The sequence below is a fragment of the Streptomyces sp. NPDC001443 genome (assembly GCF_053597355.1).
On sequence record NZ_JBSFIA010000002.1, the window covers coordinates 212,849 to 228,165 of the forward strand.

Annotated in this window: 11 protein-coding genes and 1 tRNA gene; 9 read left to right on the forward strand and 3 right to left on the reverse strand. The window is 70.7% G+C overall.

The window, feature by feature from the left end:
* Positions 1–219: 219 nt before the first annotated feature.
* The 3 genes from ACWC24_RS03790 to ACWC24_RS03800 all read left to right on the forward strand — a co-directional run bounded on the left by ACWC24_RS03790 (position 220) and on the right by ACWC24_RS03800 (position 4,899).
* Entirely contained in the window at positions 220–2,604 is a 2,385-nt protein-coding gene (locus ACWC24_RS03790; RefSeq protein WP_450661210.1) for an ATP-binding cassette domain-containing protein, read from the forward strand.
* A 175-nt stretch (positions 2,605–2,779) separates the two neighbouring features.
* Complete coding sequence (locus tag ACWC24_RS03795) at positions 2,780–3,400, forward strand: hypothetical protein (protein WP_450661211.1); 621 nt, start codon at positions 2,780–2,782, stop codon at positions 3,398–3,400.
* A gap of 149 nt (positions 3,401–3,549) precedes the next feature.
* Positions 3,550–4,899, forward strand: coding sequence for a hypothetical protein (locus ACWC24_RS03800; protein WP_450661212.1), 1,350 nt, complete (start codon positions 3,550–3,552; stop codon positions 4,897–4,899).
* Between the two features lie 117 nt (positions 4,900–5,016).
* On the opposite strand, the gene ACWC24_RS03805 is transcribed toward ACWC24_RS03800, so the two are convergent.
* Complete coding sequence (locus ACWC24_RS03805) at positions 5,017–5,790, reverse strand: polysaccharide deacetylase family protein (protein WP_450661213.1); 774 nt, start codon at positions 5,788–5,790, stop codon at positions 5,017–5,019.
* A 448-nt stretch (positions 5,791–6,238) separates the two neighbouring features.
* Between ACWC24_RS03805 and ACWC24_RS03810 the strand changes: the two genes are divergently transcribed.
* Positions 6,239–7,132 (forward strand): hypothetical protein, encoded by an 894-nt coding sequence (locus tag ACWC24_RS03810; RefSeq protein WP_450661214.1) that lies wholly within the window; start codon positions 6,239–6,241, stop codon positions 7,130–7,132.
* A gap of 88 nt (positions 7,133–7,220) precedes the next feature.
* On the opposite strand, the gene ACWC24_RS03815 is transcribed toward ACWC24_RS03810, so the two are convergent.
* Positions 7,221–10,271 carry an FG-GAP-like repeat-containing protein gene (locus ACWC24_RS03815; RefSeq protein WP_450661215.1) on the reverse strand — a complete coding sequence of 1,017 codons (3,051 nt, stop codon included), beginning with the start codon at positions 10,269–10,271 and terminating at the stop codon, positions 7,221–7,223.
* 252 nt (positions 10,272–10,523) lie between these two features.
* On the opposite strand from ACWC24_RS03815, the gene ACWC24_RS03820 reads away from it, so the two are divergent.
* Both ACWC24_RS03820 and ACWC24_RS03825 read left to right on the forward strand, forming a co-directional pair.
* A complete protein-coding gene (locus tag ACWC24_RS03820; protein WP_450661216.1) occupies positions 10,524–10,994 on the forward strand; it encodes a hypothetical protein in 471 nt (156 codons plus the stop codon).
* Positions 10,995–11,255: 261 nt separating this feature from the next.
* Positions 11,256–12,722, forward strand: a complete 1,467-nt coding sequence (locus ACWC24_RS03825) for an ATP-binding SpoIIE family protein phosphatase (protein WP_450661217.1) — start codon at positions 11,256–11,258, stop codon at positions 12,720–12,722.
* Positions 12,723–13,518: 796 nt separating this feature from the next.
* Here the strand turns inward: ACWC24_RS03825 and ACWC24_RS03830 are convergent.
* Positions 13,519–13,592, reverse strand: a tRNA-Gly gene (locus ACWC24_RS03830).
* A 248-nt stretch (positions 13,593–13,840) separates the two neighbouring features.
* On the opposite strand from ACWC24_RS03830, the gene ACWC24_RS03835 reads away from it, so the two are divergent.
* The 3 genes from ACWC24_RS03835 (at position 13,841) to ACWC24_RS03845 (ending at position 15,268) form a co-directional block, all read left to right on the forward strand.
* Positions 13,841–14,029, forward strand: coding sequence for a hypothetical protein (locus ACWC24_RS03835; RefSeq protein ID WP_450661218.1), 189 nt, complete (start codon positions 13,841–13,843; stop codon positions 14,027–14,029).
* A gap of 151 nt (positions 14,030–14,180) precedes the next feature.
* Complete coding sequence (dcd, locus tag ACWC24_RS03840) at positions 14,181–14,756, forward strand: dCTP deaminase (RefSeq protein ID WP_450661219.1); 576 nt, start codon at positions 14,181–14,183, stop codon at positions 14,754–14,756.
* Positions 14,753–15,268 (forward strand): phosphoribosyltransferase, encoded by a 516-nt coding sequence (locus ACWC24_RS03845; RefSeq protein ID WP_450661220.1) that lies wholly within the window; start codon positions 14,753–14,755, stop codon positions 15,266–15,268. The genes dcd and ACWC24_RS03845 overlap by 4 nt, the downstream gene beginning before the upstream one ends.
* Positions 15,269–15,317 lie beyond the last annotated feature (49 nt).

Here is a 15,317-nt window from a genome sequence, read left to right on the forward strand (position 1 = left end):
CGCCGGCACGTGCAGGACGCCCGGGACGGGCAGTTTTCGAGAAGCGCCGGACGGCGGTCCGCGCCTAGCCTGAACGCCGCGGCCGTGGCGGTGGCCACGCGCCCGCGCGGCACGACGGCGCGGGACGTCGTCCCGGATCGTCCCCGCCCGCCCGGGGCGATCAGGTAGACAGGGGGACCGCGAAGGCGGCCCGCACGACAGTATGGAGAGAGGACGAGCATGGCCAGGAGGACGGACGCGCAGTCGTCCGCGCCGCACGGCGCCGACAGCCACGATCTGATCCGCGTGCACGGTGCGCGCGAGAACAACCTCAAGGACGTCAGCGTCGAGATCCCGAAGCGTCGGCTGACGGTGTTCACCGGCGTCTCCGGCTCCGGCAAGAGCTCCTTGGTGTTCGACACGATCGCCGCGGAGTCGCAGCGGCTGATCAACGAGACCTACAGCGCCTTCGTGCAGGGCTTCATGCCGACCCTGGCGCGGCCCGAGGTCGACGTCCTCGACGGGCTGACCACCGCGATCATCGTCGACCAGCAGCGGATGGGCTCCGACCTGCGCTCCACGGTCGGCACCGCCACCGACGCCAACGCCATGCTGCGCATCCTCTTCAGCAGGCTCGGCCGGCCGCACATCGGCTCGCCCAAGGCGTACTCCTTCAACGTCGCCTCGATCAGCGGCGCGGGCGCGGTCACCCTGGAGCGCGCCGGGCAGACCGTGAAGGAACGCCGCTCCTTCAGCATCACCGGCGGGATGTGCCCGCGCTGCGAGGGCCGGGGCTCGGTCACCGACCTCGACCTCACCCAGCTCTACGACGACTCCAAGTCGCTCAACGAGGGCGCGCTCACCATCCCCGGCTACAAGTCGGGCGGCTGGAACTACCGGCTCTACACCGAGTCGGGCCTCGTCGACCCGGACAAGCCGATCCGCAAGTACACCAAGAAGGAACTGCACGCCTTCCTGCACCTCGAACCGACCCGGATGAAGATCGCGGGCATCAACATGACCTACGAGGGGCTGATCCCCCGGGTCCAGAAGTCGATGCTGAGCAAGGACAAGGAGGCGATGCAGCCGCACATCCGGGCGTTCGTGGAGCGCGCGGTCACCTTCACCGCCTGTCCCGACTGCGAGGGCACCCGGCTCACCGAGGCGGCCCGCTCGTCGAAGATCGGGGGCGTCAGCATCGCCGACGCCTGCGCGATGCAGATCAGCGACCTCGCCGAGTGGGTGCGGGGCCTGGACGAGCCGTCGGTGGCACCGCTGCTGGCGTCCTTGCAGCAGACCCTCGACTCCTTCGTGGAGATCGGCCTCGGCTACCTCTCGCTGGAGCGGCCCTCGGGCACCCTGTCCGGCGGCGAGGCGCAGCGCGTCAAGATGATCCGCCACCTCGGCTCCTCGCTCACCGACGTCACCTATGTCTTCGACGAGCCCACCATCGGTCTGCACCCCCATGACATCCAGCGGATGAACGGCCTGCTGCTGCGGCTGCGGGACAAGGGCAACACGGTGCTCGTCGTGGAGCACAAGCCGGAGACGATCGCGATCGCCGACCACGTCGTCGACCTCGGCCCCGGCGCCGGCACGGCGGGCGGCACCGTCTGCTTCGAGGGCACCGTCGAGGGGCTGCGCTCCGGCGGCACCATCACCGGGCGCCACTTCGGCGACCGGGCCTCGCTGAAGAAGACGGTGCGCGAGCCCACCGGCGCGCTGGAGATCCGCGGCGCCTCGGCGCACAACCTGCGCGACGTGGACGTCGACATCCCGCTCGGGGTGCTGTGCGTGGTCACGGGCGTCGCCGGGTCCGGCAAGAGCTCGCTGATCCACGGTTCGGTCCCCGCCTCCGCCGGCGTGGTGTCGGTGGACCAGGCGCCGGTACGCGGCTCCCGGCGCAGCAACCCGGCGACGTACACCGGACTGCTCGACCCGATCCGCAAGGCGTTCGCGACGGCCAACGACGTCAAGCCCGCGCTGTTCAGCGCCAACTCCGAGGGCGCCTGCCCCACCTGCAACGGGGCCGGCGTCGTCTTCACCGACCTGGCGATGATGGCCGGGGTCGCCACCCTCTGCGAGGAGTGCGAGGGCAGGCGGTTCCAGGCCGCGGTGCTGGAGTACCACCTCGGCGGCCGGGACATCAGCGAGGTGCTCGCGATGTCGGTGACGGAGGCCGAGGAGTTCTTCGGTTCCGGTGAGGCGAAGACCCCGGCGGCGCACCGCATCCTCGGTCGGCTCGCCGACGTCGGCCTCGGCTATCTCAGCCTCGGCCAGCCGCTGACCACGCTGTCCGGCGGCGAGCGCCAGCGGCTCAAGCTGGCCACCCACATGGCCGACAAGGGCGGTGTCTACGTCCTCGACGAGCCGACCGCGGGCCTCCACCTCGCCGACGTCGAGCATCTGCTCGGCCTGCTCGACCGGCTCGTCGACTCCGGCAAGTCGGTCATCGTCGTCGAACACCACCAGGCGGTCATGGCGCACGCCGACTGGATCATCGACCTCGGCCCCGGCGCGGGCCACGACGGAGGCCGGATCGTCTTCGAGGGCACCCCGGCCGACCTCGTCGCCGCCCGCTCCACCCTGACCGGCGAGCACCTCTCGGCGTACGTCGGCGGCTGACGGCGCGAGCCGCCGCGTATGTGAAACCGAGACCCTCCCGAGGGGCGGCTCGTGCAACCGCCGAGCCGCCCCCGGTGGTCGTAAGGGTCAGGTCGGCGGCCCTTCCCGCGCCGGCCTCCCACCTCGGTCACACAGGTCGTGAACGTGATGTTCCCGGCCGAAGAAGGGATTCGCCATGCCCGCTCCCAGAGGCACTTCGGTGGCAGCGCTGTTGAGTGGCCTCCTGTTGCTGACGGCATGTCAGGGCGGTTCGGACTCCAGCGCCTCGAGCTCGTCCGCCCCGCACGCCTCGGCCACGAAGGCCACCGCTTCGGGCGCCCCGGCCGCCGGTGCGCCGTCCGGCTCCGCCGCCGCGTCCACCGCACCGGCCGCGTCCACCGCCGAGCCGTCGACCGCTGCCGCCGTCCCGGCCAAGGTCACCGCCCCCGCCTTCACCGGCTGCCGCAACCTGGCGGTGAGCGCCGAGGTGAAGTCCGCGGTGACGGCGGCCTACCGGCGCACCGTCCCCGTCCTCACCCACCTCGAGCCGGTACCCGGGCAGTTCTTCTACGGCCAGTGCGGCTCCGTCCGCTACGCCGCCACCCGCTTCCGGCCCACCGCCGGGGCCACCGACGCCGAACTCGTCAACCTCCAGGACGAGGGCAGCGCAACCAAGTACTTCCGCGCTGCCGCGGGAGGCGGCTGGGCCTACCTCGCCACCGACGGCTTCCCCAGGAGCGCGCACGGCTGCGGCGACATCCCGGAGATCCCGAAGGCCCTGGCCAAGGCCTGGCACAACTGCCCGGACGGCCACTGAGGATCCTCGTGTCCGGTTGATCAGAAAGAGATCGGGAACACACCCGCCACGCGCGCCCCGGCCGCAACCCTCCGTCCCGACAGATCGTCCAACTCCCGTCCGGTGCAAGACAGTTGCCGGAATCTCTTCTGTCCCAGATGGGGGATGACATGAGTTCTGTCTCCGTTCGGCGCGTGCTGCGCCACGGGGTCCGTGCCGGTGCCGTGGGCGCGTTGGTCGTGGCCGGGCTCGGCAGCGGGGCCGCCTTCGCCGACGACGAGTCGCAGCAGACCGACCGGTTGTGGATCGAGGCGCCGTACGAACAGGCGGTCACCGTCGCTCCGCAGGACGGCGCGGCACGGTACCGGTCGCTGGACCTCGGCCTGTACCACGACAACGGCAACTTCGCCGTGACCGACGGGCGGGTGACCGTCGACGTCTCCGGGCTCGCCGGGGTCGCCGAGGTGGCCTGGCCCGACAACTGCGCGCCGGACGAGGCCGGCACGGTCGCCGTGTGCGACACCGGGGACGTGTCCACCCGCCCCGACACCCAGGTGTCGCTGAAGGTGCGGGCCGTCGCCGGCGCCGCCCTCGGAGCGCAGGGGACGATCGGGTACTCCGCGGAGGCCACCGGCGGACCCGACGGCGCACTGGTCAACCCGGGGGGCTTCACGACCTCCGTCACCGTCGGCTCAGGACCGGACCTCGGCTTCGGCGCCCCGAAGAACACCACCGGCGTCGCACCCGGCACCGAGCTCACCGTGCCGACCTCCGTCACCAACACCGGCAACGAGACCGCCCACGGCTTCAGCGTGCGGCTGTGGGCGACGTACGGCCTCGACGTCGTCACCCGCTACCCGCAGTGCACCTACACCGGACCCGACGACAGCGGCAGCGCCCCGCCCGCGACACGGGTGACCTGCTCCTTCGACACCGACGTCGCGCCCGGCGAGACCGTGGAGCTGCCGGAGCCGCTGCGGCTCGCCGTCAACAACCGCGCGCTGACCGAGCGGTTCGACTACGAGGTCGAGCCCGGCGACGGCGCCGGCGACCTCGACACCTCGGACAACTACCGGACCTGGAGCATCGCCGCCGACAACACCGCCGACTTCGCCGCGCGCGGCACCGTGGTGAGCGGCGCGGCCGGCGACACCGTCACCGCGACGGTCGGCTTCGCCGACCTGGGCCCCGCCTGGGTCGGCAACGTCAGCTCCGGCGACCCGGTCGCCGTGGTGCACTTCTACCTCCCGGAGGGCACCACCGCCACGTCCGTGCCCAGGACCTGCCGCAACGGCTGGACGTCCGGCGACGACCCGGCCGCCGTCCACTACGCCTGCACCCTGCCCATCTGGACCCAGCCGGGCCTGGACGTCACCTTCCCGTTCACGCTGCGCGTCGACCGGGTGGTCCCCGGCGCGACGGGCCGCGTCGTCGTCCGGCCCTACTACGGCACGTCCCTGCCCTTCGACCCGAACACCGACAACAACACGGCCGAGGTGGTCCTCAACCCGGTCGCCTGACCGCGGGTATCCGGGTATCCGGGTATCCGGATACCCGGATACCCAAAGACCAGGGGGCGAGCCGCCGGCTCGCCCCCTGGGTCCGTCCGGCACCCGGCCGGTGGTTCAGCGCACCGTTCAGCGCACCGGGAAGCCGAAGGTGTAGCCCTGCTCCTTGAGCCAGGGCAGGACGCGGCGCAGGGCCTCGACGGTCTGGGCGCGGTCGCCGCCCGCGTCGTGGAAGAGGATCGTCGGCCCGTTGGGGATCTCCCGCTGGACGGTGGCGACGATGGCGTCCGCACCCGGGTGTTCGAAGTCCTTGGTGTCCACGTTCCAGCCCAGCGGGCGCATGCCCCGGGAAGCGGCGAGCTTGCGGCTCTCGGGGGTGAACGCGCCGCCGGGAGCGCGGTAGTACATCGGCCGTACGCCCCCGGACGCCTCGGTGATCATGCGTTCGGCGTCGAGTATCTCCTTGGACTGGTAGGCGAAGGGCTTCTTGTCCATGGAGGTGTCGTGCGACACGGTGTGGTCGCACAGCCGGTGCCCGGCCGCGACCACCTTCTTCACCAGGTCGGGGTGGGCCTGCGCCTGCGTCCCCACCATGCAGAACGTGGCCTTCACCCCGTACTCCCTCAGCACGTCGAGCACTTGGGGGGTCCAGGCGGGGTCGGGGCCGTCGTCGATGGTGATGTTGACTCCGTGCGCCCCCTTGTCCGAGGCGTGCGCGATGGTGATCTCGACCGCCTTGACGGCCTCGCTCGGGCTGGCCGAGGCGGTCGCCTTCGGCGAGGGTTCGTGCACGGCGTCGGCCTGCGCGGTCCACAGCGAGGCACCGACGGCGAACATCGTCACCCCGAGTGCCGCCCCGATCATCTTGCCGTACCAGCCGCGCACCCCGCCGTGCCGTGCCATGTCCGCCCCGCTTTCGCCCAGTGCCTCGTCGGATCCCCGGTCGCCGTGCGACCACTTGGCAGGACGAAGAAAGCCGGCCTGGGGATCCGTCCGTTACCGATCACGGACAATCCCGGGAGAGTTCGCGGACAACCGGGCCGGGTCGCCGTGTCGCGCCGCCATGGGGGACCGGGTCGCCGTGCCACGTTGTACGGCCGTCGGGTACCGGCTGCTCACCTCGACCGCCGTCGGCCGCAGCTCACAGGGCGCCGGCTGTCGGCCATCGACGTTCGACCGTCGGCCGTCGGGTGGAAACGGCTGCACCGTCCGAGGGGACCACGCGCCCGAATCCTCCACCGCGGGGGTCGGCGCGGGCAGCATCGGCCCTGCCCCCCGAGCCACGGCGCCGTCGACCTCGGCGCCGGGAGCACCCCGTGAGATCCGGGACTTCCGAAGGAGCCACCTGCTCATGTCCATCCGCAAGCCGTCGGCACGTTCCGTACAGGCGATGTGTGTCGCAGCGGCGGCCACGCTGCTGGCCACCGCGTCCCCCGCCGTACTGGCCACGGCCGCCCCCGCCGCGCCGAAGCCCAATGTCCCGTGCAGTGAGAGCGCCCTGTTCGACGCGATCACCGACGCCAACACGGGAGGCGGAACCCTGGTGCTGTCGCCGGGCTGCACCTACGCGCTCACCGCGCCCCTGCCGGAGATCACCAACACGATCGTCATCAACGCCCGCAACAGCACCATCACCCGCGAATCCGCGGCCAGTTTCGGCATCCTCTCCGTCGGCTCCAGCGGAAATCTCATGCTGAGCGACGCCACCATCACCAACGGCGACGCGCCCGACTTCGGCGGCGGCATCGCGAACCACGGCAGGCTGACCGTCACCGGCAGCGCCATCCGCGACAACCGTGCCAACTTCTCGGGCGGGATCGGCGGCGGACAGAATTCCGTCACCCGGATCGATCGCACCAACATCATGGACAACATGGCCACCGTGAACGGCGGCGGCGTCGCCAACGACGGCGACATGACCATCACCGACAGCCGCATCATCGACAACCACGCCGGCGCCATCGGCGGCGGCGCGGCCAACGACGGCACCCTGCGGATCCTGCGGACCAACGTCAACGAGAACACCGCCGGACGGGCCGGAGGCGTCGCCAACTTCTCCGCTTCCTTCGGAACCAGTTCGACGACCGTCACCGACAGCAACATCAACAGCAACTCGTCCACCCTCGCCCCCGGCGGGGTCCTCAACACCGGCGGCACCGTCGCCCTGATCAACTCCCGGGTCCGCGGCAACGCCCCCACCAACTGCGCGGGCAGCGACGTCCCCGTCCCGAACTGCTCGGGCTGAGCCACGGCCGAACCGCCCCGGTACAGGGAACGGGCCCGGACGCACTCGGCGTCCGGGCCCGTCGGGGCAGTCGAGGGGAAGCGCCGGCTCAGAACACGCCCTTGTACCCCTGCCAGCCGGTGGCGATCCTCGTCCGGCCGCCGAAGGAGCCCTTGCCGGTGCCCGCGTAGCGCCAGACGGCACCGGAGGTGTCGCGGGCGACGAGGTCGGCGCGGCCGTCCCCGGTGATGTCGCCGACGCCCACGACCACGTTGTACGACGAGCCCCAGTTGTCGAAGACCTTCACGCGGCTCTTGAGCTTGCCGGTCCCGGTGCCGTCGTAGCGCCACACGTCGTTCGACCTGTCCTGCGCCAGCAGGTCGCCGCGGCCGTCGCCGTTGAGGTCGCCCGCGCCCACGATCTTCTTGTAGGCCGTCCACTTGGACCCGATCTTCATCCTGGCGGCGAGCTTGCCCGTGCTGGTCGCCGTGTACAGGTAGAGGTCGCCGGTCGAGGCCTGGCGGGCGATCAGGTCGGCCCGGCCGTCACCGCTGAGGTCCCCGGGCGAGGTCAGCACGTCGTACTGGTTCCAGCCCGTGCCCAGCGAGGTGTACGCGGTGGAAGGCGTCGGCGCCGCCCCGCACGCGGGCCGGTAGGCGCGCAGGGTGCCGTTGCCGAACCGCACCAGCACGTCGTTGCAGCGGTCGCCGTTCAGGTCGCCGAAGGGCACCGCCTTCACGGTCGTCGGCCACCCGGAGCCCGTCAGCTTCCCGGTGAACGTGCCCTTCCCCGCCCCGTACTGGTACGTCAGCCCGCCCGAGCCGTTCAGCGTCAGCAGCTCGCCGAAGCCGTCCGACCCGACGAAGTCGCGGTGGACCGCGGCGGCGCCGGTGACCTTGACCGCGCCCGTCCTGGTCAGCGCCGCGCCCTGCCCGTCCGCGGGGGTGACGGTCAGCTTCCAGCTGTAGGCGCCGTTGGCCACCAGCCGGCCGGAGCCGTCCTTGCCGTTCCAGGCCGGGCTCACCACACCGCGTGCCAGGCCGCCGGAGAGCGTGCGCACGGCCTTGCCGGACCGGTCGCCGATCACCAGGGTCCAGGAACCCGCGGGCTTGTTCAGCCACCACTTCGGGCTCCATGACGCGGCGCCGCCCTTGACGTCCGCCGAGGCGGCGACGGTGGCGTCACGCTGGACCAGGGCGGAGACGGGGACGTCGCTCGCGGTCAGCCGGACGGAGTTGTCGGAACGGAGCTGGGCGATCACACCGGTGTACGGGTCGACGTCCCAGGCGTTGCCCTCGAAGACACCGGCGGTGTGCGCCACGGGCGTCCCGCCGCGCACGTCGATCACCTTGAGCTGCCCGCCCTCGGCCGTCGCGACGAAGCCGTCGCCGAGCTGCGCCGGTGCCGGGAACGAGCCGTCCGCGAGCTTCAGATTCCGCTTGGTGACGGTGTCGTAGACCCCCGTGCCCTCCGAGTCGCGGACGCAGTTCCACAGCAGCCACCGGCCGACCGCCTGGAAGTCGTTCAGCAGACAGCCGCGCCCGAACCACACGGACTCGCCCTGCTTCCCGGTGAGCAGGTCGTACGCGTCCACTCCGTCATGGCCGGACATCACCCACACGGTGGTGCCCCAGATCGCCGCCACACTCTCCGTCGTCGTGAACACCGTGCGCCCGGAGTCGACGTCGACGACCCGGGTCTCCGACGTGCCCGTGCTGTCGTACGGCCTGGCCAGGGCGGCGAAGCGGCCGTCCGCCGCGACCGCGGTCTGATAGGTGCGGGAGCCGTCGATCCGGGTACCGGGCAGGGACCGGCCCGTCTCGAGGAGCTGGGGCTGGTCGCCGGGTTCCGTGCCGAAGCCGTGGAGGACCGTCCGGCCGTCGCCGGTGTCGAGGAGATAAGGACGGCCCGCCGTGTAGTTCTCCGTCACGATGCGGCCGCGGGTGACGGCGGCCCCCGCCGTGGGGGAGTCGGCCACTCCGGTCTCCCGGGTGCGCAGATACGTCCAGTCACCCACGGGGTCCTGCTCGACGGTCGTCAGCCGGCCCTGCGAGAGCGTCAGACGGGAGACCGTGTGGGCGGCCCGCTGGGGGTAGGCGTCCGCGATCCGGCGCACGGTGACCCCGCCGCCCGCGGCGGCCTCGACGAGGGAGACGCCCCAGTGGTCCGGGTCGCTGCCGCCCGTCACCAGGAGCCCGCCGTCCGGAGTCGCCACGGCCTCCCGCGACGTGCGGGCCAGCAGCGTCTGCGGCGCGGAGCCGTCGAGCGGGACGGCCTCGACGCGCGAGACCGCGCGGTAGGTGTCCCTGCGGCCCAGGGAGGAGTCGTACCGCGACACGATCACGTTGTCGCCGACCATGCCCAGCACCTGCATGATGTCGCCGACCGCGACCTTCCGCAGGGCGGCGGCCGGGTTCTGGCGGGAGGCGACGTACAGGGTGCCGTCGTAGTACCAGACCAGATGGGTGGGGCTGAGCGCGACCAGGTAGTACCACGCCTGCACGGTGTACGGCAGGGCGGTGAAGCGCGCCCGCTCGATGTCGAGCCACCCGATGACGTAGTCGTCGCCCTTGCGGTACTGCACCACCTGTCCGCGCGCGTCGCCCAGCCCGGCGGCGGACTGCGTGTAGACGCCGGAGGGCACGCCCTCCACCGTGCGGTCCGAGACGGAGCCGTCGTCCCGGGCGTCCAGCAGATGCCACTGGGAGTCGCCCGGGGTCCCCGTCGTGGTGACGACCGTCGACCCGAGCGTGCTGAAGTAGAAGTACCCCTCGGGCAGCGCGACCGTACTGGTCCGATCGGACGCCATGTTCCGCAGCGTCACGACCCTGGCCGAGCTGTCGAAGTGCGCGACGACGTCCGAACCCGCGCCCGCGCTCGTGACGCCGTACGCGTCCGTGCCCGAGGCGTCGACGACCGTGTCGGCCCCGTCGTACGTCGTCCACAGCTGGCCGCGGCCCTCCTCGTACCGGAGGAACCCCGAGGGCCCCGCGCTCAGCAGACCCGTCCGAGGGACCGGGGACGTGGTGGCCGGCACGACCGCCTCTCCGGTGACCGTCGCCGCGTGCGCACCGGCGACGGTCAGCACGTCGAGACCGACGGCCAGGGTGAAGGAGACAGCGGCGGCGGTGGCGCCTCGTACGAGCGCACGTCTGCCCATGCGGGATCTCTCCGGACGGTAGGCGAAGCCATGGAAGGCATGGAAGGCATGGAGAGACGCGTGCGCGGGCCGGCGCACCGCAGGTCACGGACATGCGGTACGGATGACGCTCGGGCACCCCCCAGGCGAGTGGCCGGAGCATAGCATTTTACCTGTGCATGACCTGTCTTTGGCCTGTGCTGGGCAAGGGGGCGCTGTCAGTCCCCGCCGCTAGCGTTCCGGCCGTACACAGCCGTCAGGGAGGGGAGCTCGATGGGTGCCAGCGGGTGGGACTACGTGACCGAGTACGACGGGGATGCCGCGGCGGCCCTGGACGCCTTGCACGCCAGGGTCTTCCAGGAGAAGTACGGCGACGGCTCGGAGTACCGGAGCCTTGCGGAGCTTTGGGAGGACGAGGAGTTCATGGGGGAGGAGGGCACCCACACGATCCTCGACATCGACAGGGTCGTCGCCACGGACGACCCGCCGACGGAGCTCCGCGTCTCCGACTACAACACCCTGCGCCCGCTGGCGTCCGACCGCGTGGTCCACCACTTCGGTACGGACCGGCCCACGGTCGAGCAGTACGAGAGGCTCGTCGCCGCCGCCGCGCCCGCGAGCCACGAGGAGCACGAACGCAGCCTGCTCGGCGAGTGCCGGATGCGCTGGACCGGCTACTACGTAGTCCTCCACTCCGACGACGAGCCCACCCACCTGGGAATCTTCGGCTTCTCGGGCGACTAGGGCGGGCCGGGCGTCGCGACGGCGGACCTGGCCGTCCCGCTCGTCGAGGAAGTGCTGCGCCACGAGCCTCCGGCCCGGTTCGTCCCGTGGATCACTCCAGGCGCCCTCGTGGCGCACGAGGGGACGGCGCGCGGCGCTCCGGGCTCACGCCGCATCCCGGGGAAAGGTCGGATCCACGGGATGCCGAGACCGTCCGCGAACTCCCGTATCGGCTGGCCGCGCCACGTGACCCCTGCTACACCAGAGGGGAAGGAGGTGTACATGCCTCGTGGTCCAGTCAAGGGGTTGGCCGCGCTCCTCGTGGCAATAGCAGTCCCACTCGCCGTGTGCGCGCTCCTGGCAACCGACCGAGCCACCTTGTCCCAGACGAACGTGGCCCTGATCCTGATGTTCGTCGTCGCGGCGGTGGCCGCCCTCGGCCACCGGTGGGTCGCGGTCCTCACGGCCCTTTCCGCCGCCTTGTGGTTCGTCTATTTCTTCACGACTCCGTACAAAAGCTTCATCCATTTCAACAACGCGGACGACGTCGTCACCGCCGGACTGCTGCTCGTCGTCGGCCTCGCGGTCTCGCAACTGGCCCGCCGCTACACCCGCGAGCACGCCATCGCCACCACGCTGCAGCGCAGCTTGCTGCCTCGTGCGCTGCCGGACACCGGCACGGTCCGGCCGGCGTTCCGGTACGTGCCCGCCGAGGCCGAGGTCGGCGGGGACTGGTTCGACGTGATCCCTCTCCCGGGATTCCGCACCGCCCTGGTGGTCGGGGACGTGGTCGGCCACGGTCTGAGCTCCGCGGTCACGATGGGGCGACTGCGTACCGCGGTCCGCAGTTTCTCCACCCTCGACCTGCCGCCCGACGAGCTGCTGGCCCGCCTCGACGACGTGGTCAGTCAGCTGGACGCGGAGGCGGGCGACAGCGAGGAGGGAACCGTCGCGGCCACGTGTCTGTATGTGATCTACGACCCGGTCTCCTGTAGCTGCACGATGGCAAGAGCCGGTCATCTTCCACCCGCCGTCGTCTATCCGGACGGCCGCGTGGAGATCGTCGATCTGCCCGCAGGCCCCCTGCTCGGCGTAGGCGGCCTGCGCTTCGAGGCCGTCGATCGGAGGCTGCCGGAGGACACGCAGCTCGTGCTCTACACCGACGGGCTCATCCACAACCGTTACCGTGACATCGGGGCCGGTTTGAAGCTGCTGTGCGACACGCTCTCCGGCGTGGGGACCGAGCCGGAGAAGACGTGCGAGAGGATCCTGGAGGCGGTACTGCCCGCCCGTTCGGTCGATGACGCCGCTCTCCTGGTCGCCCGAACCCGCGCGTTGCCCCGGGACCGTATCGCCGAATGGGACGTCCCGGCCGTTCCCTCCGCGGTGGCCGACGTGCGCGCCGAGGTGCTTGCGAAGCTGGCCGACTGGAACCTGGAGGAGACGGCATTCGCCACCGAGCTGATCCTCAGCGAGCTGGTCACCAACGCCATCCGTTACGGGGCACCCCCTTTGCGCCTTCGCCTTCTGCGCGATACGAGCCTGGTGGTGGAGGTCGGCGACAGCAGCAGTACCACCCCGCATCTGCGCTACGCGACGGCCACGGACGAAGGGGGTCGCGGGATCTTCATCGTCGCCCAGCTCGCCGACCGGTGGGGAACCCGCTTCACCCCCACCGGGAAGATCGTCTGGGCCGAACAGTCGACCCCATCGGTTCCCGTCGGCCCGGTCCTGGCTCCGGTTGTGTGACCGGGCTCGAATTGCTCTGCTCGAAGTGGCCGATCAGCTCTGCCGGCTGGCGGAACTTGGGTTTTGTCTGGTTCTGGCCGGCGCCTGACATGTCGATCCCCGGCGGTGACCCTTCCTCGGCCGGAGCGCCGCGTCCGATGGTTACGGACCAGTGGACGGCTGAAGGGGCTGTGACGGATACGGTGCCGCTGCGGTCCACACCGCTGACTGCCACCTGGTTGTAGGTGGTGCCGACTTGGCCTGCGACGCACTCCAGGGAGAAGGAGACGTGGACGGACGGCACCGCCACCTTGATCTTCCCCTGGCCCTGGCAGCGCACTGCGACGATGAGGGCGTCGCCTCTTCCGCCCTTGCTGAACTCGAGGGTGGCGTTGCCGTTGGTCGCGCTCTGACGGCCGGCGAGTGTTTCGCCGTCGTCGAGTTCAGGGGGCTGTTGCACAGAGGGCTGTGTCGTGCTGGGGGATGCTGCAGCAGAGGTCTGAGCAAGACGTGAGGTAGGGGATTGCAGGCCCACTCGCGGCCACTATCGTCAATTCATCAACAGACTTGGCTCGCCGAACCCGATTCGGGACTTGCGGCAGGTAGGGCTTCTCTCAGCACTCCGACGACGAGCGACAGGAAGAGGTCGCTGCCGGCCTCGACGCGACCGTCCGCAAGGCTCGCCGGAAGGCTGCCGCCGTGCCGGTGGAAGACACCGGTGATCCAGACGATCGGCGTTCTGGCACGGATCTGGCACGCGGCAACTGATCACGATGGAAAGCAAAAAGGCCCGGGTCGATGACCTGGGCCTTCTTCGTGGAGCGGGTGACGAGAATCGAACTCGCGCTCTCAGCTTGGGAAGCTGATGTTCTACCATTAAACTACACCCGCGTAAGACGCCGATTGATCCGGTGTCCGAATGCTCGCTCACTGTACCTCATGCCAGGCCCCCGGCGCTGAAGCCGCGGGGCCTCCGTGCGCTTCAGGGGAGTGACGGGGCTGTGTGGGGCGGGAGTTGAGGGCGTACCGTGGAGGGGCGGGATGGGGGCCCGGTGTGTGAGATGGTTCCTGGAGAGTCACCCGCTTCATCCCGTAATGTGGCTTTTGGCGTCAGGGCATCCCGGCCGGACGCGCCTCTTATGGGGAAGGGACCTCAGGACTTGATGGAGCGCACCGTCGTCCGTTGTGCCGATGGGCACGTGTTCAACACCACTTCGTTCCCGATGCAGCAGGCCGGGCGGCTCGGTCCCGGGCGGCTCGTCCGGTGCCCGCGCTGCGCGCGGCTGCGCAGCTCCGTGCCCGTCGGCCTCGCGCCTCAGCGGCAGTAGTGGCAGCGGCCGTTGCCGCGTGCGTGAGGCCGTGTCGGCGGCAGGTGTCGGCGGCCGGCCGACGACGTGACGGCCGGAACGGACCGTGAGGGCAGGCGCGCGGGGACGCCACGATGGTGGTGGGTCCGCGCGCCTTGCGTATCCTCGGGACGTGCTTCTCTCAGACAAGGACATCCGGGCCGAGATCGACGCCGGGCGGGTGCGGATCGATCCCTACGACGAATCCATGGTGCAGCCGTCCAGCATCGACGTGCGCCTCGACCGGTTCTTCCGGGTGTTCGAGAACCACCGGTACCCCCACATCGACCCCTCCGTCGAGCAGGCCGACCTGACCCGGCTGGTGGAGCCCGAGGGCGACGAGCCGTTCATCCTCCACCCCGGGGAGTTCGTGCTCGCCAGCACGTACGAGGTCATCACGCTTCCCGACGATCTCGCCTCCCGGCTCGAGGGCAAGAGCTCGCTGGGACGGCTCGGGCTCGTCACGCACTCCACCGCGGGGTTCATCGACCCCGGGTTCTCGGGACACGTGACGCTGGAGCTGTCCAACCTCGCGACCCTTCCCATCAAGCTGTGGCCGGGAATGAAGATCGGGCAGCTCTGCATGTTCCGGCTCAGCTCGCCCGCCGAGGCCCCGTACGGCAGTGAGCGCTACGGCTCGCGGTACCAGGGGCAGCGCGGTCCGACCGCCTCCCGCTCCTTCATCGACTTCCACCGGACGCAGGTATGAGCGCCGAGGGCGAGCGGGAGAACCTGACCTACGAGCGGTTCGGCGTCGCCGTCCGCGAGCTCGCGCAGACGGTCGCCGACGACGGGTTCGAGCCGGACATCGTGCTCTCCATCGCCCGCGGGGGCGTCTTCGTGGCCGGCGGGCTCGCCTACGCCCTCGACTGCAAGAACCTCCACCTCGTGTCCGTCGAGTTCTATACGGGCGTGGGCGAGACGCTGGAGATGCCGGTCATGCTGGCGCCCGTACCGAACGCGATCGACTTCACCGACAAGAAGGTGCTGATCGCCGACGACGTCGCCGACACCGGCAAGACCCTCAAGCTCGTGCACGACTTCTGCGTCGAGCACGTCGCCGAGGTCCGCTCCGCGGTGATCTACGAGAAGCCGCACTCCCTCGTCAAGTGCGAGTACGTGTGGAAGCGCACGGGCGCGTGGATCAACTTTCCCTGGAGCGTTCTGCCGCCCGTCCACAGGTCGGGAGAGGCCGCCCGGCCGAACCGGGAAGCGCTCTGACCCGAGTCGCCGGGGCGGGCCGTACGGTTTGTGGCGCCGCCCGTCGTGC